19 protein-coding genes are annotated in these 20,400 nt (G+C 71.0%); 11 read left to right on the top strand and 8 right to left on the bottom strand.

The features are described from left to right. The first annotated feature begins 52 nt into the window (after window positions 1–52). Together I5071_RS13880 and I5071_RS13885 are read left to right on the top strand one after the other, a co-directional pair. Entirely contained in the window at window positions 53–2,173 is a 2,121-nt protein-coding gene (locus tag I5071_RS13880; RefSeq protein WP_236605922.1) for an FG-GAP repeat domain-containing protein, read from the top strand. Window positions 2,174–2,210: 37 nt separating this feature from the next. Then, a complete protein-coding gene (locus I5071_RS13885; protein ID WP_236605923.1) occupies window positions 2,211–2,585 on the top strand; it encodes a hypothetical protein in 375 nt (124 codons plus the stop codon). Between the two features lie 97 nt (window positions 2,586–2,682). Here the strand turns inward: I5071_RS13885 and I5071_RS13890 are convergent, their stop codons facing one another. Together I5071_RS13890 and I5071_RS13895 are read right to left on the bottom strand one after the other, a co-directional pair. Then, window positions 2,683–3,264 (bottom strand): sigma factor-like helix-turn-helix DNA-binding protein, encoded by a 582-nt coding sequence (locus I5071_RS13890; RefSeq protein ID WP_236605924.1) that lies wholly within the window; start codon window positions 3,262–3,264, stop codon window positions 2,683–2,685. Between the two features lie 69 nt (window positions 3,265–3,333). Further along, window positions 3,334–3,861: a MerR family transcriptional regulator gene (locus I5071_RS13895; RefSeq protein WP_236605925.1), complete on the bottom strand. Its 528-nt coding sequence runs from the start codon at window positions 3,859–3,861 to the stop codon at window positions 3,334–3,336. 356 nt (window positions 3,862–4,217) lie between these two features. Between I5071_RS13895 and I5071_RS13900 the strand changes: the two genes are divergently transcribed. Genes I5071_RS13900 through I5071_RS13915 form a run of 4 tightly spaced genes read left to right on the top strand, consistent with a single transcriptional unit; the run spans window position 4,218 to window position 8,147 of the window. Further along, complete coding sequence (locus I5071_RS13900) at window positions 4,218–4,502, top strand: hypothetical protein (protein ID WP_236605926.1); 285 nt, start codon at window positions 4,218–4,220, stop codon at window positions 4,500–4,502. 32 nt (window positions 4,503–4,534) lie between these two features. Beyond that, complete coding sequence (locus I5071_RS13905) at window positions 4,535–5,380, top strand: ABC transporter permease (RefSeq protein ID WP_236605927.1); 846 nt, start codon at window positions 4,535–4,537, stop codon at window positions 5,378–5,380. 5 nt (window positions 5,381–5,385) lie between these two features. Beyond that, the gene (locus I5071_RS13910) at window positions 5,386–7,209 is read left to right on the top strand and encodes an ABC transporter substrate-binding protein (protein WP_236605928.1); all 1,824 of its coding nucleotides are present in this window, start codon (window positions 5,386–5,388) and stop codon (window positions 7,207–7,209) included. Next, window positions 7,206–8,147 carry an ABC transporter permease gene (locus I5071_RS13915; protein ID WP_236605929.1) on the top strand — a complete coding sequence of 314 codons (942 nt, stop codon included), beginning with the start codon at window positions 7,206–7,208 and terminating at the stop codon, window positions 8,145–8,147. Before I5071_RS13910 ends, I5071_RS13915 begins: the two co-directional genes overlap by 4 nt. A gap of 635 nt (window positions 8,148–8,782) precedes the next feature. On the opposite strand, the gene I5071_RS13920 is transcribed toward I5071_RS13915, so the two are convergent. Beyond that, window positions 8,783–10,765 (bottom strand): MXAN_6577-like cysteine-rich protein, encoded by a 1,983-nt coding sequence (locus tag I5071_RS13920; RefSeq protein WP_236605930.1) that lies wholly within the window; start codon window positions 10,763–10,765, stop codon window positions 8,783–8,785. A gap of 82 nt (window positions 10,766–10,847) precedes the next feature. Then, complete coding sequence (locus I5071_RS13925; RefSeq protein ID WP_236605931.1) at window positions 10,848–11,822, bottom strand: PPC domain-containing DNA-binding protein; 975 nt, start codon at window positions 11,820–11,822, stop codon at window positions 10,848–10,850. 60 nt (window positions 11,823–11,882) lie between these two features. On the opposite strand from I5071_RS13925, the gene asnS reads away from it, so the two are divergent. The 3 genes from asnS (at window position 11,883) to I5071_RS13940 (ending at window position 14,649) form a co-directional block, all read left to right on the top strand. Continuing rightward, window positions 11,883–13,184, top strand: coding sequence for an asparagine--tRNA ligase (asnS, locus tag I5071_RS13930; protein WP_236605932.1), 1,302 nt, complete (start codon window positions 11,883–11,885; stop codon window positions 13,182–13,184). A gap of 192 nt (window positions 13,185–13,376) precedes the next feature. After that, window positions 13,377–13,694, top strand: coding sequence for a DUF962 domain-containing protein (locus I5071_RS13935; RefSeq protein WP_236605933.1), 318 nt, complete (start codon window positions 13,377–13,379; stop codon window positions 13,692–13,694). A 61-nt stretch (window positions 13,695–13,755) separates the two neighbouring features. Further along, window positions 13,756–14,649: an NAD(P)/FAD-dependent oxidoreductase gene (locus I5071_RS13940; protein ID WP_236605934.1), complete on the top strand. Its 894-nt coding sequence runs from the start codon at window positions 13,756–13,758 to the stop codon at window positions 14,647–14,649. Between the two features lie 9 nt (window positions 14,650–14,658). Here I5071_RS13940 and pgsA read toward each other — a convergent pair whose 3' ends face one another. Continuing rightward, entirely contained in the window at window positions 14,659–15,351 is a 693-nt protein-coding gene (gene pgsA, locus I5071_RS13945) for a CDP-diacylglycerol--glycerol-3-phosphate 3-phosphatidyltransferase (protein WP_236605935.1), read from the bottom strand. Between the two features lie 94 nt (window positions 15,352–15,445). Beyond that, window positions 15,446–16,816 (bottom strand): tetratricopeptide repeat protein, encoded by a 1,371-nt coding sequence (locus I5071_RS13950; protein WP_236605936.1) that lies wholly within the window; start codon window positions 16,814–16,816, stop codon window positions 15,446–15,448. A gap of 99 nt (window positions 16,817–16,915) precedes the next feature. Here I5071_RS13950 and I5071_RS13955 point away from each other — a divergent pair, with 99 nt between their 5' ends. Further along, complete coding sequence (locus I5071_RS13955; RefSeq protein ID WP_236605937.1) at window positions 16,916–17,152, top strand: hypothetical protein; 237 nt, start codon at window positions 16,916–16,918, stop codon at window positions 17,150–17,152. After that, a complete protein-coding gene (locus I5071_RS13960; RefSeq protein WP_236605938.1) occupies window positions 17,149–18,123 on the top strand; it encodes a lysylphosphatidylglycerol synthase transmembrane domain-containing protein in 975 nt (324 codons plus the stop codon). Before I5071_RS13955 ends, I5071_RS13960 begins: the two co-directional genes overlap by 4 nt. On the opposite strand, the gene I5071_RS13965 is transcribed toward I5071_RS13960, so the two are convergent. Together I5071_RS13965 and I5071_RS13970 are read right to left on the bottom strand one after the other, a co-directional pair. Then, window positions 18,120–19,511 (bottom strand): alpha/beta hydrolase, encoded by a 1,392-nt coding sequence (locus I5071_RS13965; RefSeq protein ID WP_236605939.1) that lies wholly within the window; start codon window positions 19,509–19,511, stop codon window positions 18,120–18,122. The genes I5071_RS13960 and I5071_RS13965 overlap by 4 nt on opposite strands. 37 nt (window positions 19,512–19,548) lie before the next feature. Continuing rightward, complete coding sequence (locus I5071_RS13970; RefSeq protein ID WP_236605940.1) at window positions 19,549–20,334, bottom strand: hypothetical protein; 786 nt, start codon at window positions 20,332–20,334, stop codon at window positions 19,549–19,551. Window positions 20,335–20,400: the final 66 nt, after the last annotated feature.

Here is a 20,400-nt window from a genome sequence, read left to right on the forward strand (position 1 = left end):
ATCTGCCTCATGGCACGGTGCTTGTTGTCGCTGGCGCGACCCCGGAGCCTCCGTGACCCGCAGCACCTCATCGCTTCTCCTGGCGCTCGCCCTCGTCGCGACCCCCGGCTGCTACGCCTCCCACGAGCACGACCCGCTCCTGCTGCCCGACGGCGCTCGCCTCGACGGCGGCCCACGCGACGGCGGCGGGTTCGACGGCGGGCCCGACTTCGACGGCGGCCCCGATTTCGACGGCGGCACCCTGCCCGACGGCGGCGATGCGGGCGAGGACGCCGGCGTGCGGTGGGACGCGGCGGGGCGCGACGCCGAGCCGCCGGTGGGCGGCCCGCCCGACCCGACGACCTGCCGGATCGTGCCCGAGGTGCATCCGTTCGACGATCCGGTGCTCGAGACGCGCTGGCCCGAGCGCGGCGGCACGATGTCGGACCCGGCGAGCTGGCACGTCTGCGCGACGCCGCTCGTCATCGATCTCACGCCGAACGACGGCGAGGACCTCGAGCCGGTCGTGGTGTTCGTCTCCTACGACTCGCTCGGCAGCGGCTCGGAGTACGGCACGCTGCGCATCTGGGATCCGCGCACCGAGACGACGATCAGCTATCCGACGACGACCGGACCGATGGGCCCGTTCGGGCCGCTCGAGCCGTCGACGAACCTCGCGGCGGGCGACCTCGACGGCGATGGCGACAACGAGATCGTCGGCATGGGCGTCGACTCCGGGACCTTCGCGTTCCACCACGACGGCACGCTCATGTGGGAGTCGCCCTATCCCTCGGCGCTCGAGCGCGGCACGCGGTGGTCGCGGACGATCGGCGGCGCGGTGAGCCTCGCGGACCTCGAGGGCGACGGGACGGTGGAGATCGTCATCGGGCGCACCGTGCTCGAGGGGCGGACCGGCGCGCACCGCTGGACCGCGCCCTCGGAGACGACGACGCGCGGGGCCAACGACATCCTCGGGCCGATCTCGTGCGTCGCGGACCTCGACGGCGACGGGGTGCAGGAGATCGTCGCGGGGCGCACCGCGATGCGCGCCAACGGCGACGTGATGTGGGCGAACACGGTGATGGGCGACGGGCTCTGCGCCGTCGCGGACATGGGGTTCACGCCGGGGCCCGAGATCGTCCTGGTCTCGCAGGGCTTCCTCTACGTGCTCGACGGGCGCTCGGGCGAGATCAAGTGGGACCGCGTGATCGAGGGTCGCGGGCGTGATGCGCTCGGCGGCGCGCCGACGATCGCGGACTTCGACGGCGACGGGCGCCCGGAGATCGGCGTCGCGCACGGCGCGGCGTACGGCGTCTACGACCTCGACTGCGATCGCCGTCGTCCCGAGATCGGCTGCGGCGGCGTGGGCGTGCGCTGGACGTCGAACACCGAGGACGACTCGTCGGCGGCGACCGGCTCGAGCGTGTTCGACTTCAACGGCGACGGGCGCGCCGAGGTCGTCTACAACGACCAGTTCTTCTTCCGCGTGTACGACGGCTACGCGGGCACCGAGCTCTTCCGCCAGGCGAACTCGTCGCGCACGCGCACCGAGAACCCGGTGATCGCGGACGTCGACAGCGACGGCGACGCCGAGATCGTGTTCACCGCGAACTCCGAGGCGACCTTCCTGCAGCGCCCGACGGACCGCACGACCGACCCGGGCGTGGAGATCTGGGGCGACGCGCGCGGCCGCTGGGTCGGCGCGCGCCGCATCTGGAACCAGCACGCGTATCACATCACGAACGTGACCGAGAGCGGGCACATCCAGAGCCCCGAGCCGGGCAGCTGGACGGTGCTGAACGCGTATCGCCAGAACCTCCGCGAGGGCGGCGACGTGCTCGTGGTGCCGGATCTCTGGGGCGGGCGCGGGCAGTACGAGTGCCTGGGACGCGGCCGCGCGAGGGTGCGCATCGACGTGCAGAACTGGGGCCTGGAGCGGGTCGGGCCGGGCGTCGTGGTGCGGGTGTATCGCGGGCGTCCGAGCGCGGGCATGGCGGTCGCGCAGGTCGAGACGACGGGCGTGCTGCTCCCGAACGGCGGGTCGGAGACGGTCGAGGTCGAGATCCCGCTGAGCGGCGACGTGGTCGACTACTGGGCGGTGATCGACGACCCCGAGGAGCCCGCGAGCGGCGCGATCGCGGAGTGCCGCGAGGGGAACAACGAGGTGCTCATCTGGCGCCCGTCGTGTCCGTGAGCTTGATGTGCGTGGCGCCCGAGGTGAGTCGTTGCGCATGAGCGAGCCGCGCGACGAGGACGAGGGGCAGGACGAGTCGAACAAGGCGCCGAGCCCGGCGGACGCGAAGAACGAGCTCTTCGCAGCGCTGGGCCACATGAAGAAGGCGGCCGAGCTGCTCGTGGCAGCGGCGGACCCGGCGGTCCGCAAGGCCGCCACCGAGGCCGAGAAGGCGCTCGAGAAGGTCGGCAAGGAAGCCGAGCCGATGGCGCGTCAGCTGGGCGCCGAGCTCGGCAAGATGACCCGCGGGATCGTCGACGCGCTCGAAGGACGTCGCAGCAAGAGCGACGCGCCGCAGCAGAGCGACGACGACGAGAGCGAGGTCGAGCGCCTCGAGCGCGAGGCCGAGCGCGACGACGAGAAGAAGCGCTGATCAGGCGTCGCGTTCTCCCGCGGACGCCGACCCAGCACGCCCCCTGCGTCGTGCTCGAAGCGCGGCACGCCCCCCGCGTGCCGCGATCACACCGCGATCAGAGGCAGTAGTCCTTCAGCCGCGCCACGTCCTGCAGCGCCGCGAGCTTCGCGAGACCGGCCGTCTCGACCTGGCGCACGCGCTCGCGGGTCAGGTTCATGATCTCGCCGACCTCCTCGAGCGTGATGCCGCCGCGGTCCGCGATGTCGAGCGCGCAGGTCTCGGTCATCTCCCAGACCTCGATGTCCGTGAAGTTCACCTTGATGCTGCCGCGCACCGGGTGGACGTCGAGGTACAGGTGATACTTGCACGACACGAACGGGCACGGCCGCTCCATGTCGATGCACTCCGCGCGCGTCGTCGGCTTCCAGTAGTCGGTCTCGGGGTACAGCATCTTGCCGCGGTTGAGCTCGGCCTTGCTCAGCCGTCGGATCGAGATGGTGCGCGCCCGCGCGCGGTTGCGGCGCTTGCGGCGGCCCTTCTCGTCGCCGTCCTCCGCGTCCTCGTCGGTCTCGGCCGCGAGCGCGAGCGCGAGTGAGCCGTCGAGGGCGGGTGGCATCTCGCCCGCTCCGTCCTCGTCCCCTTCGCCCCCGAAGTCGCCCTGCTCGAGTTCGTAATCGAGCTCCTGCTGCTCCGACATCGTTGCCTCCGCCCTTCGCCGTTCTTCCGTTCGCCGCCCCGCCTCGCCCGCGGAGCGACGCCCGCCCACTCAGACCGCAGCCCGCGCCATGCGAGCGCGCATCGACATCCGCTGCTCGATCGCGTCGAGCGTCTCCATCAGCGACACGCCCAGCGCGCGCGCCTCGGCCAGCTGCTTCTCCGCGAGCGCGTCGCCGCCGCGATCGGCGATGCGCCGCTCGATCGCCGACCACACGCGGTCGAGGTTGCGCCCCAGCTCCTCGACGTCGCCGCGCACGAAGAATTCGCGCTGGATCTCTTCGATCGTGAAGCCCTGCGACATCAGCCGCCGGATCGTCTCGATCCGCCCGACGACCGTCGCGGGATAGAGCCCCTGCGAGCCGCGGTGCTTGCCCTTGCGTCCCACCCGGACGCTCCGCGGCAGCAGCCCGAGCTGGACGTACTTCCGGAACGTCGCCTCGGTGAGCCGGTCACCGCCCTGATCGAACCAGTCGACGATCTGCTGGACCGCGAGGCCCTGCGGATGCGCGCGCTCGAACGCCCGGAGCGCTTCTTCGCTCCGCACGCCGACGCCCGTCTTTCCGCCGATCTCGCTCACCAACGTCCTCCGGTTCGGGCCCGTGTCTCCGGGAAAGCACCCGCTGCTCGAATCCCCCGATCGAGCGTCAGTCGAGGTCGCCTCGCGAGAGGAATCACCCCGAGCGCGAGCGAATGTATTCCATTCGAGAGAACGCGCCAAGAAAAATGCGCAACACGCGGACACTGCGCGATCTGCGCCGTTTTTCGCGAGATTTCGCGGGATGAACCGCGCGCGAGACGGTCTCGATCGAGCGTCCTCGTTCCATTCACGCGATCGCCGTCTCACGAAGGCGATCGTATCCTCGGTGCACCGATCGACCGATCTCGGCGCCTTCCTTGCGATCGCCGGACGAGCACGGCAGGCTGCCGCGCGTGATGCCCGCTGCGCGACGCGCGCTCCTCGCGGTCCTGGTCGCGTCGCTGGCCGCGTGCTCGGGCCGTGGCGATGGGCGCACCGGCGAGCGCTGCGCCGACGACCGCGAGTGCCAGCGCGGGCTCTGCGTCGCCGGCGTGCGCGGTGAGGAGCCGGTCTGCACCGTCAGCTGCGCGTCGGACGCCGAGTGCCCGCAGGGCTGGACCTGCCACGGCGTGACGCAGGCGAACGTGCTGGTCTGCGCTTCGGGCGGGGCGACCCCGTTCGATCCGAGCGGCCAGCATTGACCGGACGCGCGGACGCGGTGTAGCCCGGCACGATGGATCCGCGCGCCTGGCGACGTTTCCGCCGGAACCGGGGCGCGATGGTGGGCCTCGCGCTGGTCGTGTTCGTGCTGTCGACCGCGATCTTCGGGCCCTTCCTCGCGCCGGCCGACCCCGATCACCAGTTCGCCGAGGGGCTGCTCGAGGACGGCACGCCGCGCCCGCCCGGCGACGACATGGTGCTCGGCGCCGACACGCTCGGGCGCGACGAGCTCTCGCGCCTCCTGCACGGCGGGCGCGCCTCGCTGAGCGCCGCGCTCTCCGCGACGATCATCGCGGTGCTGATCGGGCTCTCGGTGGGCGCGATCGCGGGCTACTTCGGAGGCTGGCTCGACTCGCTGCTGATGCAGCTGGTCGACGTGATGCAGTCCCTGCCCTTCCTCTTGATCGCGATCACCGTGAACCGCGTCGTGAACAGCCCCTCGATCGTCGTGCTGGTGGTGCTGCTCGGCGTGCTCTCGTGGACGACGCTCGCGCGCGTGACGCGCACCAAGACGATGCAGGTGCGCGAGCTCGAGTTCGTGCAGGCGGCGCGTGCGCTCGGCATGGGCGAGTGGCGCATCCTCGCGCGGCACGTGCTGCCGAACGTGACCGGTCCCGCGATCGTGATCGGCACCACGCTCGTCGCGAACACCATCCTCGTCGAGTCCGCGATGAGCTTCCTCGGGCTTGGCGTGCCCGCGCCGGCGTCGACGTGGGGGACGATGCTGCACGACGCGCAGGACATGATGTCGCTCGCGCCGCGCCTCGTGCTCTATCCGGGCCTGCTGATCGTCGCGACGGTCTTCGGCTTCAACCTGCTCGGCGAGGGCCTGCGCGACGCCCTCGACCCCAAGGACTGAGCGCGATGGCCTCGACGCCTCGCGCCAAGAAGCGCCGGGACACCGAGGGTGTGCTCGGCATTGCGAGCCTCGCTGTGCTCGCGGCGATCGTCGCCACCATCGCGCTCTTCCTGCCGCCCATGCCGACGCATCCCGCGTTCGCCGGTGCCGGCCACGAGGAGCCGCAGCGCGGCGGCACCTTCGTCGCGTTCCACGAGTCCGACGTCGCCGGGTTCGATCCGCTCGTCGAGTGGAACGCGATCTCGAACGTCGGGCTCAAGCTCTTGTTCGAGGGGCTCGTCGAGCACGACTCCGACCTAAACATCGTGCCGCGCCTCGCGCGCGAGCTCCCGACCGTCAGCGACGACGGGCTCGTCTACACGTTCCGGCTGCGCGACGACGTGCGCTTCCACCACGGGCGCGCGCTCGTCGGCGACGACGTGCGGTGGTCGCTCGAGCACATGCTGCACCCCGACACCGCATCGCCGGGCGCGACGTTCTTCTCGTTGATCGACGGGTTCGATGCCTACCGGGCGCGCAGCGCCGAGCACGTGAGCGGCATCCGGGTGATCGACGAGCACACGATCGAGATCCGTCTGTCGCGCCCCGATCAGGCGTTCCTGCACTCGATGGCGATGACGTTCGCGTTCCCGGTGCCGCGCGAGAACTACGAGCGCTGGGGCACGGAGGTCGGGCAGCACCCGGTCGGCACCGGCGCGTTCGAGCTCGAAGAGTGGGAAGCGGGCGTGCGCGTCTCGTTCCGGCGCAACGACGACTTCTATCGCGAGGGCGAGCCCTACCTCGATCGCCTGGTGCTCGAGCTGAACCTCGGGCGCGGCCCCGCGTTCATGCGCTTCCTCGCGGGCGACGTGGATCACATCCATCGCTTCACGCCGACCGACTACCTCTGGTTCCGACGCCAGAGCGCGTGGCAGCCCCACGCGGTCACGCACGCCCAGGTCGACATCTGGGGCATCGAGATGAACACCGAGCTCGAGCCCTTCACGAACCGTCACGTGCGTCGCGCGGTCGGGTTCGCGATGGATCGCGATCGCTGGAACCGTCAGCGCGCGGGACGACTGCGCACCATCGGTCAGCCGATCCCCGAGACGCTGCGCGCCCACGATCCGAACCTGCCGGGCGCGCAGGTGCACGACGTGGCGCGCGCTCGCGAAGAGATGGCGCTCGCCGGGCATCCGGTGCGCTGCACGCCGCGCGGCGTAGGCGTCGAGGGCGAGGACTGCGTCGCCGAGGGGCTCGACGAGGAGCTCGATCTCTGGATCGGCGAAGGCCCGACCGGTCAGGCGTACGGGGTGCTCGCGCAGCAGGATCTCGCGACCATCGGCATCCGCGCGCGGCTGCGTCCGGTGTCGTTCCCGGTCTACCTCGAGCAGACCGGAAGACCGCGCACCGCGACGATGCTCTTCGGCGGTTGGTCGATGGACTTCCCCGATCCCGCGAGCATGCTCGAGCCGCTCTACCACTCGCGCTCGGCGAGCGAGACCAGCTCGAGCAATCGCGCGTTCTATCGCAACCCCGAGCTCGATCGTGTGCTCGACGACGCGCGTGTGGAGCGCGATCCCGAGCGGCGCATCGCGCTCTATCGCGAGGCCTCGCGCATCCTCGTCGACGACTCGCCGTGGGCGTGGCTGTTCTCGAACACGAAGTACGAGGCCTGGCAGCCCTACGTGCGCAACTTCCGCCCGAACCCGGTGTGGGACGAGATGTATCGCGACGTGTGGCTGGATTTGCCGCGACGTCGCGTGGCGCGCGCGCTCGATCGTGCGGGCGCTCGGTCGTTCGCGGCGCTCGCGCCTCTCGGTGGGCGACGAGGCGGGGGCGCACGATGACGTCGCTGCTCGCGCGAAGGCTGCTGCGCGGCGTGCTCGTGGTGTGGGCCGCCGTGAGCCTGGTGTTCCTGCTCGCGCATGGCGCGGGCGATCCCGCGGTCTCGATGCTCGGTGCGCGCGCGACGCCGGAGCGGGTCCGCGAGTTCAACGCGGCGCACGGGCTCGATGCGCCGCTTCACGAGCAGTACGCGCGGTTCTGGGGCGGCGTGCTGACGGGCGATCTCGGGACGTCGTGGCGCGACGAGCAGCCGGTCGCGCGTGTGCTCGGGACGCGCCTGCCGCGCACGATGCTGCTCGGCGGGATCGCGCTCGCGCTCGAGGTGATGATCGGGCTCGGCATCGGCACCCTCGCGGCGCTGCGTCGCAACGGGCCGCTCGACACGCTGGTGATGGCGATCGCGTTCCTCGGCATCAGCGCGCCGACGTTCCTCACGGGGCTGGTGTTCCTGCAGATCTTCGCGTTCCGGCTCGGCTGGTTCCCGGTGGGCGGATACGGCGTCGACGCGCTCGATCACGTGCGCCACGCGATGCTCCCGGCGCTCACGCTCGCGATCGTCGGCGCCGCGACCTACGCGCGCATCATGCGGAGCGAGATGATCGAGACGCTGCGCCAGGACTACGTGCGCACCGCGCGCGCGAAGGGCCTCTCGCCGATCCACGTGGTGCGTCACGCGTTCCGGAACGCGCTGCTGCCGATCGTCACGCTGCTCGGTCTCTCGACGCCGCTGCTCGTCTCGGGCGCGGTGATCACGGAGACGATCTACGGCTGGCCCGGCGTGGGCCGGCTCGCGGTGGAGTCGATCTCGAGCGGCGACGTCCCCATCCTGCTCGGCGTCGTGCTCGTCGCATCGATCGCGGTGCAGCTCGGCAACCTCGGCGCCGACCTCGCGGTGGCGCGCCTCGACCCGCGCATCCGCCTCGACGGCGGCTCCCGCTGAGGAGCTTCGAGATCACTCGTTCGAAGCCTGGACACGGCCGATCGGGATCTCGAACGACGCGCGGCGATTCGAAATCCGATCGTCAGTACCGGAGATACCAGCCTCCGATTTGAAATCGCCTGGTCGGTACTCGAGATACCGAGTCCCAGATTTCAAATCTTGGAGTCGGTACCGGAGATACCGAAGGCAGATTTCAAATCGTGGAGTCGGTACCGGAGATACCGAAGGCAGATTTCAAATCTTGGAGTCGGTACCGGAGATACCGAGACTCCGATTCGAAATCGCTCACCCAGTACTGCGGTACCCGTCGCGCGTTCCGAGGGAGAATTTCTGAGGAGAGCAGGAGGGTTAGGAAGACCACGACGATTGGCGTCGTCGTTGATCCCGCCGCGCCCAGAGCTCCCGACTCCAGGATCTTCCAGGAACGGCGCGCGCTTCGAGGAGCGAGAAAGACCCATCCACGTGGTCTTCCTAACCCTCCTGACTTCCTCAGAAGATCCGATCGCGCGGGCGCGCGCGGCGAGGAGCGAGGAGACCCACTCACGTGGTCTTCCTCGCTCCTCCTGCTTTCCTCAGAGAATCCGACCGCGCGGCGAGGAGCAAGGTGGTCTTCCTCGCTCCTCCTGCTCTCCTGATCAGAAGCCGACGCAGCTGCCGCCCACGCAGATCTGCAGCCCGCTGCAGCGCGTGCCGCACCCGCCGCAGTTGTTGCGATCGCGCTCCGTGTTGACGCAGCGGCCGCCGCACAGCGAGGTCGGGGGCGCGCACGCGCACGAGCCGCCGATGCACGAGAGCGTCGGTCCGCACTCGCGACGGCACGCGCCGCAGTGCAGCGGGCTCGTCGTGATGTCGGTGCAGAACCCGTCGCAGATGATCAGCGAGCCGGGGCAACGGCACGCACTACCGCTGCACGGGATGCCGTCGGGGCACGTCGTGCCGCAGTCGCCGCAGTTGTCGGGGTCGATGCTGGTGTCGACGCACTCCGTACCGCAGAGCTCGCGATCCGGCGGGCACTCCGCGATGCGGCACATGCCCATGTCGCAGACCTCGTCCGCGTCGCAGACGTTGCCGCAGCCGCCGCAGTTGTTCGCGTCGGTCTGGGGATCGACGCACGACGCGCCGCAGGTGATGCGCGGCGCGGGGCACGGCGTGCCGCACATGCCGCCGGTGCACACCGCGCCCAGCGGGCACGTCAGGCCGCAGCCACCGCAGTTGCGCGGATCGGTCGACGGATCGACGCAGCCCGAGCCGCACTCGAGCAGCGGCGGATCACAGAGCGGACGGCACGTCCCCTCCTGACACGAGCTGCCCGCCGCACACGCGTTGCCGCACATCCCGCAGTTCGCGTCGTCGCTCTGCGGATCGATGCACTCGTCGCCGCACTGGAGGCGCGGCGGCATGCAGCGCGTGTCGACGCAGCGGCCCGCGTCGCAGATCTCGCCGGTCGCGCACGCGCGCCCGCACGCCCCGCAGTTCTCGGGATCGGTCGCGAGGTTCTCGCAGCCGGTCGTGCACAGCGACTCGCCGGGATCGCAGGGCAGGAAGCAGGTGCCGCGGCTGCAGATCTCACCGGTCGCGCAGCGTCGCCCGCACGCCCCGCAGTTCGAGGGATCGATGCGGAAGTCCGTGCACGCGCCCATGCACTCGACGAGCGGCGCGCGGCAGGTGCGCACGCACGAGCCGAACTGGCAGAGCTCGTCCGCCGCGCAGACGTTGCCGCACCCGCCGCAGTTCCGGGGATCGGTCGTCACGTTCACGCAGGTGCCGCCGCAGCGCTCGGTCGGGAACGGGCACTCCGCGAAGCAGGTGCCGAGCACGCAGCCCGCGCCCGCGGGGCACGCGTCGCCGCAGTCGCCGCAGTGACCGGGATCGGTCTGGGTGTCGACGCAGTCCTCGCCGCAGAGCGTGCGCGGCGCGGTGCAGGTCGCGGCGCAGACGCCCGCGTTGCACACGCTGCCCGCGGGGCAGTCCATGCCGCAGGTGCCGCAGTTCTCGGGATCGCTGCGCACGTCGACGCAGACGCCGTCACAGTCGCGCAGCGGCGCTTCGCACTCGCCGCGGCACTCGCCACCGCTGCAGCGCTCCTCGTCACCGCAGGTGTTGCCGCACTCGCCGCAGTTCGCGGGGTCGTTGCGGAGGTCGACGCACGCGCCGTCGCAGATCGCGAGACCGGGATCGCACACCGCGCGGCACTCGCCGCCGGTGCACTGCGAGCCCTCGGGGCAGATCAGGCCGCACTCGCCGCAGTTGAGCTCGTCGGTCTGCAGATCGACGCAGCCGCCCGCGCACTCGCTGCGCGGCGGCGTGCACGAGTCGCTGCACTCGCCGTCGTCGCAGACGAGGCCGTCGTCGCAGCTCGAGAAGCACGCGCCGCAGTGCTCGGGGTCGCTGAACGGATCGACGCAGCGCTCGCCGCAGCGGACGAGATCGTCGGGGCACGTCGGCGGGCCCGCATCACCGGCGTCTCCCGCGTCGCGCGCGGCGTCGACGGCACCGTCGAATGGAGGCCCCGCGTCCATGCCGGGCTCGGGGACTGTAATCAGCGTGGTGCGGCCGCACGCAGATGCGACGAGGAGGACGCACATCGAAGCGACCGAGCGGGCGAAGCGAGGCGACATGGCGAGAATCCTGCGCGCTGGACGGCGCGTGCTCAAGAGACCGCGCGTGGACGCGTCGTCCCACGCGCACCGGGCGCATGCGTCAGCGCTTGCGCGGACGGAGCGGGAACACCTTGCGATCCCCCTCGTGACGCGCGGGGAGAACCTCGAGGAAATCGAGGCGGATCACCTTGCGAACGCCCGACGGGAGCCGGATGCGCAGCCCACCGTCCTCGTCCTCTCCCTCGACACGGCAGAGGCCGAACTGACGGTGATCGACGTAGTCGCCCTTCTGCGGGATCGGCTCGTCGAGGAACGACGTGTCGCGCTCGCGCGCCTCGGGGATCGGCACCGCCTTGGGCGTCGTGATGTCCGGGATCAGCGGCGGCGGGCCCTGCGGCGCGCGGCGCGCGGGCATCGCGGCGGCGCGCTTCTCGGCCTCCTGCGACACCGCGGCCGCGACCGCCCACGACACGCCGCCTCCGGTCGCGGCCGTCGGCGCGGCGGACACGGGGCTCGACGAAGGATGCTCCTCCTCGTCTTCGTCCTCGTCCGCTGCCGCGATCACCGCCGCGGGCTTCGGCCGCGCGAGCTCCTGCGTCCGCTCGCCGCTGCGCGCGAACACGCCGCGCACGCTCGAGCCCTTGAACAGCGAGAGACCGGTCGCGGCCTCCTCGTCGCGCTCGAGCCGCACGTCCTCGTAGACGTCGAACGCGAACTCGAGCGCGTACACGCGGGCCGACGCGACCGCGCCGCCGAGCGTCTCGAACGTGCCCGGCCCGGTCTGCCGCGCGACCATCACGCTCAGCTGCACCCAGGGCGGCCCGTTGCGGATCGAGACGTTGCCCTCGAGCGAGAGCACGGTGAGCGGACCTTCCACGCGACGCGGCGCGCGCCACGCCTCGCGCTCGGGATCCCACTCCGTGAGCTCCACCCACTCGAGCATGCCCGCGCCGTGGATCCACGCGGCGCGCACGCGCTCGTGCTCGCAGAGCTGACGAAGGGTGGCGATCACCTCTTCGCCGCGCTCGAGCCGTCCCACGAAGCGACGCGCGATGCGGCTCTCGAAGACGATCATGCGCGGCAGCGCATAGCACCACCCTCGCCAAGCGCCACGACGCGCGGTACAAGCCGCGGCATGTCGTCGAAGGTCGTTCGCATCGAAGAGCTCGGCGCCCACGTGGGCGAGAAGGTCACGCTCCAGGGCTGGCTCTACAACAAGCGCTCGAGCGGCAAGCTGCACTTCCTCGAGCTGCGTGACGGCAGCGGCATCTGCCAGTGCGTGGTGTTCAAGGGCGAGGTCTCGCCCGAGCTCTTCGGGCGCGCCGATCACCTCACGCAGGAGACCAGCCTCCGCGTGACGGGCACCGTGCGCGAGCACGGCAAGCTGAAGGGCACGTTCGAGGTCGGCGTCGCGGAGCTCGAGGTGCTGGCGGAGCCGGCGCGCGAGTATCCGATCTCGCCGAAGGAGCACGGCACCGACTTCCTGATGGACAACCGCCACCTCTGGCTGCGCAGCAAGCGCCAGTGGGCGATCCTCCGGGTGCGCGCGGAGATCGTCGCGGCGGTGCGCGACTACTTCGACTCGAACGGGTTCACGCTCGTCGACGCCCCGATCTTCACGCCCAACGCGTGCGAGGGGACGAGCAACCTCTTCAGCACCGACTATCACGGCGACCCGGCGTACCTCACGCAGTCGGGCCAGCTCTACATGGAGGCCGCGGCCGCGGCGCTCGGCAAGGCGTACTGCTTCGGCCCGACGTTCCGCGCCGAGAAGAGCAAGACGCGCCGGCACCTCGCGGAGTTCTGGATGGTCGAGCCCGAGGTCGCGTTCCTCGATCTCGACGGCGACATGGATCTCGCCGAGGACTTCCTGGTGAGCGTCGTGTCGCGCGTGCTCGACAAGCGCCGCAAGGAGCTGGAGATCCTCGAGCGCGACACCAAGCCGCTCGAGCGCGTGCAGAAGCCCTTCCCGCGCATCCGCTACCACGAGGCGATCGAGATCCTCCGCAAGGCGGGCCACGACGCGAAGATCGGCGACGACTTCGGCGGCGACGAGGAGACGGTGATCTCGCAGGGCTTCGATCGGCCCGTGATGGTCCACCGCTATCCGATCGACCTGAAGGCGTTCTACTTCAAGCGCGACCCCAAGGACCTCTCGCTCGCGCTCAACATGGACGTGCTCGCGCCCGAGGGCTACGGCGAGGTCATCGGCGGCGGTCAGCGCGAAGAGGACCTGAGCAAGCTCGAGCAGTCGATCGACGTGCACAAGCTCCCGCGCGAAGCGTTCGAGTGGTACCTCGACCTGCGCCGCTACGGCTCGTTCCCCCACGCGGGCTTCGGGCTCGGCATCGAGCGCACGGTCGCGTGGATCTGCGGCCTGCCCCACGTGCGCGAGACCATCCCGTTCCCGCGCATGCTGAACCGCCTGCACCCCTGAGGAGAGTTTCCTCTGAGGAGAGCAGGAAGGCAGGAGGGGAGGAGAAAATCTCCTGCTTTCCTAACTTCCTGCCTCCTCAGAAAACTCCCGACTCTCCTGTTGCTGACCGCGGGTCAGTGAGATATCTGACCTCTGGTCGCTTGCGCGGACTGGTCATACCAGGCCAGAACCGCTCCTGACTGGAGGTGGCGCGTGAAGGTTCGTCTCGACCCCGAGTGGAGCCTGCTGCTCGAGCAGTACAAGGGCGATCATCAGGATCGTCGCAACCAGCTGACGCACATGGTCGGCATCCCGATGATCCTCGCGAGCCTCCCACTCGCGATCAGCATCGTCGGCCTGCCCGTCGCGGTCGGGCTCTTCACGGTCGGCTGGGGCTTCCAGTTCGCCGGTCATGCGTTCGAGGGCAACGACCCCGCGTTCTTCGGGGACCGCCGCAACCTCGTGGTCGGCGTGATCTGGTGGGCGCAGAAGTCGGGCCTCATCGAGCTCGAGCACGCGGTCGCGGCCTGATCGAGGGTGCGCGCATTTGCCGCACTGGCAGATGCGCGCCGCGCGCTCGACAACAGCGCGCATGAGATACGACGTGATCATCGCCGGCGGTGGGCCCGCGGGGCTCTCCGCCGCGCTCCAGCTCGGGCGCGCGCGCAAACGCGTGCTGCTCTGCGACGTGACCCCCGCGCGCAACGCGCGCGCCGAGCACGTGCACGGCTTCATGACGCGCGATGGGACGCCTCCCGCGGAGCTGCGCGCCATCGGACGCGCGCAGCTCGCGCAGTACGACGTCGAGATCCGCGACGGCACGCGCGTGACGCGCATCGACGGAGAGATCGATGCGTTCCGCGCGTCGCTCTCGGACGGGAGCACGGTCGACGCGGGGCGCGTGATCCTGTGCAACGGGATGATCGACGAGATCCCCGAGGTGCCCGGCATGCGCGAGCTGTGGGGACGCTCGGTGTTCCAGTGCCCGTACTGCCACGGGTGGGAGATCCAGGATCGCGCGTTCGCCGCGCTGCTCGGGGGTCCCGAGTGGGCGATCTTCGGCGCGTTCCTGCGCGGCTGGTCGAAGGACGTGATCGCGTTCACCGACGGACGCTTCGAGGTGCCGAGCGACATGCGCGCACGGCTCGAGCGCGCGAACGTGCGCATCGAGGAGCGGCGCATCCGCGCGCTGATCGGCGAGGACGATCGGCTGGTCGCGATCGAGCTCGAGGACGGCACGCGCATCGCGCGCGACGCGCTGTTCATGAAGCCGCCCCAGCGACAGACCGAGCTCGTCACGCAGCTCGCGCTCGCGCTCGACGATCACGGCTACGTGCGTGTCGATCCCGACGGCCGCACCAACGTCCCCGGCATCTTCGCGGCGGGCGATCTCACGACGATGCAGCAGAGCGCGATCCTCGGCGCCGCGGCGGGCGCGCGCGCCGCGTACGCGGTCAACCACGAGCTCACGCTGTCGACGTACTGAGAAGGTCGATCAGGGCTCGCGGCGCTCTTCTTCCGCGAGCCGCTTCTCCTTCTGCTCCACGGCGTCCACGAAGATCTTCACGTACTCGCCGGCGCTCGTCAGCGCGAAGAACACGCTGAGGTAGAGCAGCGCGAGGCCGATCTCGTGGAAGTCCGCGTGGATCTGGAAGAAGAAGAAGTCGACCGCGAACGCCTGGTGCAGGATCAACATCAGGATCGCGACCATCTGCAGCGCGGCCTTCTCCTTGCCGCCCTGCCCTGCCGCGATGGTCACGCCCTCGCTCATCGCGATGACGCGCAGGCTCGTGATCGAGAGCTCGCGCGCGACGATCAGGATCACGGCCCACGCGGGCACGCGACCGATCGCCGTCATCGCGACGAGCGTGCCCATCACGAGCAGCTTGTCGGCGAGCGGATCGAGGAACTTCCCGAGCACGCTGACGAGCTTCATCCGGCGCGCGAGATAGCCGTCGACGAAGTCGGTGATCGCGCTGACCGAGTAGACGATCGCCGCCCAGAAGTTCCCCTCCGGCGTGCCCTCGGTGATGAGCCAGAGCACCGCCGGGATCAGCACGATGCGCAGCATCGTGAGGAGGTTCGGCAGGTTGAGCGCGTCCTCGCGGATGCCGGTCCGCCTCTGCACCACGACGCGCGGCGCCGAGGCGGGCGCGTGAGGCGTGGGCGGATGCTCGGCTGTGCTCATCGGCGGCATTCGACGCGAGAGGCCTAGAGTCATACCAGGCGCGCGCAGCGCGTCGATGCGCTCACGCGTCATGAGTTGGTCACGCTACGCGCGCTCAGACCAAGAGCATGGTCCCGTCGCCGCGAAGCGCGAGGATCGCGTCGCCCTGGGGGTCGCGCACCGCTTCGTCGAGCGGGAACAGACGGCCGGTCCAGCCGAGGAGCGACTCGGGCGCGACGCGCACGTCCTCGCCGGAGCGCACCGACACCGCGGTCGGCGGACGCGGCAGGCGCAGCACGAGCGTGCCGGTCCCGCGGAAGAGCGCGAGGCGCCCTCCGCCGGCGTGCTCGGGCAGTCGGCCGCTCTCGAAGGTCACGCGATCGTCGAACGCCGCGACGAAGCGCTCGACGACGTAGAGCACGTCCTCGTCGATGCGCAGCGCCTGGAAGCGCTCGCCGGCGCGCGCCGTGATCACGGCGAGCAGCGGGCCCTGCCATCGCAGGATCGGCTCCTCGTCTCCGAGCCGCTCGTCGGTGGGCCTGCGAAAGCGTCGCGTGACCGGCGCCGACGTCGGCGTGCCGCGCACCAGGCGCACGCCGGTCTCGCGCGCGTGGAGCGCGCCCTCGGTCGAGAGCAGGAGCGCGCCCGAGGACGAGACGACCAGCGGCTCGCCGCTCGGGACCGAAGGCGCCCACCAGTCGAGCAGCGACGCGAGCGTCATCGGCGCGTCCACCGGCGTCGGGCGGGTCGGATGCGCGCTGCGCGGGATCGCATCCGCGCCGGCCTCGTGGACGCGCCACTGGCCGGTCGCCTTGCGCTCGTGCGCCGCCTCGCGCGGGGTCTCGAGCACGAGCGACCTGTCGTCGCCGAGCCGGCCGATCGCCGCGTCGGCGGTGGTGCGCACCTCGGTGACCTCGCGATCGTCGGCGCGCACCTCGGAGGGCGGGACGTCGAGCACGCCCGACGAGCTCGCGACGAGCTCTTCCATGCGGCGCGCCATCGACGCCTGTCCGCCGCGCGCGAACGCGTCGCGCGCTTCCTGGAGCTTGCCGAGCCGCCACTTGATGAGCCCGACGTAGCCCCACGCGCGTGCGTGCTCGGGCTCGATCTCGAGCGCGCGCCGCACGTGATCGAGCGCGTCCTCGGGCTGGCCCGTCTTGAAGAGCGCGAGGCCGAGGTTCACGCGCAGCGTCGCGTCGCGCGGGAAGGTGCGCACCAGGCCGCGCCAGAGCTCGATCGCGCGCGGGTACACGCCGAGCCGGAAGTAGACGCCGGCCAGGAGATCCTGGCCCTTCGCGTCGGCGGGACGGTACGCGAGCGCGCGCTCGAGCTGCTCCTTCGCCTCGACCACGCGGTTCTCGAGGAGCAGCTCGCTGCCGCGCGAGAGGTGGAAGAGGAAATCCTCGTCCCACCCGACGTCGCCCCCGGGGTCGATCGGCAGGCGCGCGTACGGAGGCGCCTTGGGGGGCGTGCTGTCCTCGGGCATGCAGGTACGACGAGAGGCCCGAGGGTATGCAGGGCGCGCCTCGATGTCGAGGTTCGTGCGCGATGCCGCGGGCTTGGGAGTGTGTCAGAACGGCCCGCGATGCCCGAGAAGCTCGTCGCGATCCCGCTCTCCGTCGCGATGCTCGTGAGCGCGACGGCCGTGGCCGACGACGACGCGGGCGTGACGCCGCGCGTGCGCTGGGAGCGCCCTCCGGAAGGCACGATCGAGCGCGGATTCTTCGGCGTGCCCGAGTGGGTGATCGTGGTGATCGGCGCGCTGGTGGTCGCCGCATCGGCGCTCTTGCTGGTGCGCGCGGTGCGGAGGTCGTCGCGATGAGCGAGCCGAGCAACCCGCCGCCGACCCGCGGCCTCGCGCGGCGGATCATGCTGGGCACGGTCTTCGGCGCGATGGTGTTCGCCGGGCTCTCGCTCTACGGCGACGTGCGGGCGCTGGTCGCGAACCTGTCGACGTTCGCGTGGAGCACGTTCGCCCTCGCCCTCGCGCTCGCGAGCGCGAACTACGGCATCCGCTTCGTGCGCTGGCAGTTCTATCTGCGCGCGCTCGACGTCCACGTGCCCGCGGGCGAGAGCCTGCTCGTGTTCCTCGCGGGCTTCGTGATGAGCGTGACGCCGGGCAAGCTCGGCGAGGTCTTCAAGTCGTTCCTGCTGTGGGAGGCACGTGACGTCTCGGTCGCGCGCACCGCGCCCATCGTGCTCGCCGAGCGCTTGACCGATCTGCTCGCGCTCGTCGCGCTCACGGCGATCGGATCGCTGTTCTTCGATCAGGGCGCGGTGATCGCGGCGATCGGTGGCGCGCTCGTGCTCTCGGTGATCGCGGTGGTGTCGATCCGTCCGCTCGCCGAGCTCGCGCTCTCGATCGCCGCGAAGCTGCCGGGCCTCAAGCGCATCGCGCCGCGACTGCGCGAGGCGTGGGAGGCGCTCGCGACGTTGGTGCGCCCCGCGCCGCTGGTGATGGCGACGCTCCTCGCGACCTTCTCGTGGGGGCTCGAGTGCATCGCGCTGTGGGCGATCGTCGGAGGCTTCGAGGGCGCGCACATCGATCTCGGCCCCGCCTCGCTCGCGTACGCGGCATCGACGATCGCGGGCGCGCTCGCGATGTTGCCCGGCGGGCTCGGCGTGACCGAGGCGGGCATGGCGGGCTCGCTGCAGGTGCTCGGCGTCGGCGTGACCGCGTCGATCGCGACGGGCGCGACGCTCCTGGTGCGGCTCGCGACGTTGTGGTGGGCGGTCGTGGTCGGCGCGATCGCGCTGTTCGTGCTGCGACGCACCGCGCGCAGGTCGAGCTAGGGCGCGGCCCATCCCGACGCGTCGCACGCGTCGAGCACCGCGGGGAAGCGCGCGCGCCATGCCGCCTCGTCGTGCGCAGCGCCCGGCGCGTGCAGGTAGTGGAGATCGACGCCGTCGACGTAGCCCGCGGCGCGCAGCACGTCGCGCATCTGCAGCGTCTCGCAGTAGTTGTCGCGACCGTCGCCGTCGTCGTCGATGCCGTCGCCGTCGCTGTCGACGCACCCGCTGCCCGCATCACCGCCCGAGTCGAGATAGATCGCGACCGCCGGGTGCCCGCTCCACCGCGCGATCAACGTGTCCTCGCCGTCCGCGCGTCCGATCGATCCCCACCCCAGCGTCGACGACAGCCCCGCGACGCAGCCCGCGAGCTCGGGCCGCTGCGACGCGATCCAGATCGAGACGAGCCCACCGAGCGAGCTGCCCGCGATCATCAGCGAACGCCCGCGCGCGACGATGCCGTAGCGTGCGCGCACGAAGGGCAGCACCTCGTCCTCGATCATGCGGAGGTAGTCCGCCGCACGTCCGCCGGTCGTGTCGCCGCCGATCACGTCGGTCACGTGGGTGTACGCGCTCATGCGATCGGGCGCGTTGTCGATCGCGATCGCGACGACGTCGCTCCAGCCCTCGCGCGCGAGCGTCGCATCGGCCTGCCATCCGCCGAAGAACGCGCCGGGGTCGAACACGTTGTTGCCGTCGTGGAGCAGCAAGGTGCGCACCCGCGATGCGCCCTCGCTTCGCGCGACGAAGCCCGCGGGCAGCCACGCGCGCACTGCGCGCGGCGCATCGAGGAACGCCGACTCGAACGCGACGAAGCGCTCGAGGTGGGGCGCATCGCTCGGAGGGCGCACCCAGCCGTGCTCGCCGTACTCGTCGTAGCCGTAGGCGAGCGACTCGGGCGGCGCGCGATAGATGTCCGGCTCGCCCCACCACTTGTACTTCGCGCCGATCGCGCTCGCGACGAAGTCGTGCTCGTCGACGACGACGAACCAGTGCGCACCGCTCGCGGCGCGGGTCGCGACGTGCGCGCTGGTCGACCACGCGTTCACGTCGGACACGAGCGACACCCGCGCCGGCGATCCATCCCAGCGCGTCGCGAAGAGCCAGCGCGAGCCCTCGCGCAGCGGCCATCCTTCGCCCAGCGCGACCTCGTGCAGCGCGGCGTCCACGAGCACGACGTCGGCCTCGCTCGAGAGCAGCTCGACCAGCGCGTCGAGGCGCGACTCCGTCGATGCGTCGATCGCATCGCCCGCGTCGACACCCGCATCGCTCGGCGTCTGCGCGTCGACCTGCTCGATCACGCGCGCATCGATGACCGCGGCGTCGTTCGGCGCGGATGGGTCCTCACCCCCGCAGCCCACGACCAGCGCCCCCACCCACAGCACAGTCACGCATGCCCGCGTCACGGGCCGCGATGCTACGCGCTCTTCACGGCGTGCGCACGGGGTCGGGCGCGCTGGGCGGCTCGAACAGTCGCGGAGGCAGCGGCTCGGTCACGCGCTCCGCAGGCACGAGCCCCATCATGTCGCCGATGACGACGTCGTTCTCGTCGGCGTAGATCGGCTCGCGACCGTAGACCGTGTAGACCCGCACCCGCCGACCGATCGCCGCGTCGTCGCGATCCTCGAGCCGGCGCAGCGTCACCTCGCGGATCACCTCGATCGACTCGCGGATGTCGAGCACCGGCTCGCGAACACGCCCGCCGACCGGCAGCTGCGCGCGCTGGATCCACATCGTGAGCAGGCCGCGCCCCGGACCGATGATCGCGCGCGGTCGCTCGCCGCGCAGGAGGAAGTGCTCGAGCCCGCCCTCGTCGGTCTGCTGCGTGAGCGCGACCCGCGGCGTGCGCAGCTCGAAGCGACGCACGTCGACGCGCTCTTCGCCCGGACGCGCCCCCGGCGACACGATGCGCTTCCACGCGCGCAGCGGCAGCTGCGTCTCTTCGTCGTAGACCACGTCGAGATCGATGCTCGACATGTCCCAGCTCTGATTGCCGACGAAGACGCGCACGCAGGCGCGACGCCGCACCTCGAAGGTCTCGATGAGCGAGCGCGCCTGCATCACCGGGCCGGCGCGCAGCGCGCCCTGCGCGATCACGTCGCCTTCGGGAAGCGCGTCGCGACCGCACGTCGGATAACCCTCGTCGGTCCCCTCGCTCACACGCTCGCGCGGCAGCGGGATGCACGACGTCGCGATCATCGTCGTCGCGAGCACGACGGAGACGACGACGCCCCGCGGGATCCCGCGAGGCGCCTTTCGTCCGCATCGACGTTCTCGATC

It is taken from the genome of Sandaracinus amylolyticus, assembly GCF_021631985.1.
Taxonomy (GTDB): Bacteria; Myxococcota_A; Polyangia; order Polyangiales; family Sandaracinaceae; genus Sandaracinus; species Sandaracinus amylolyticus_A.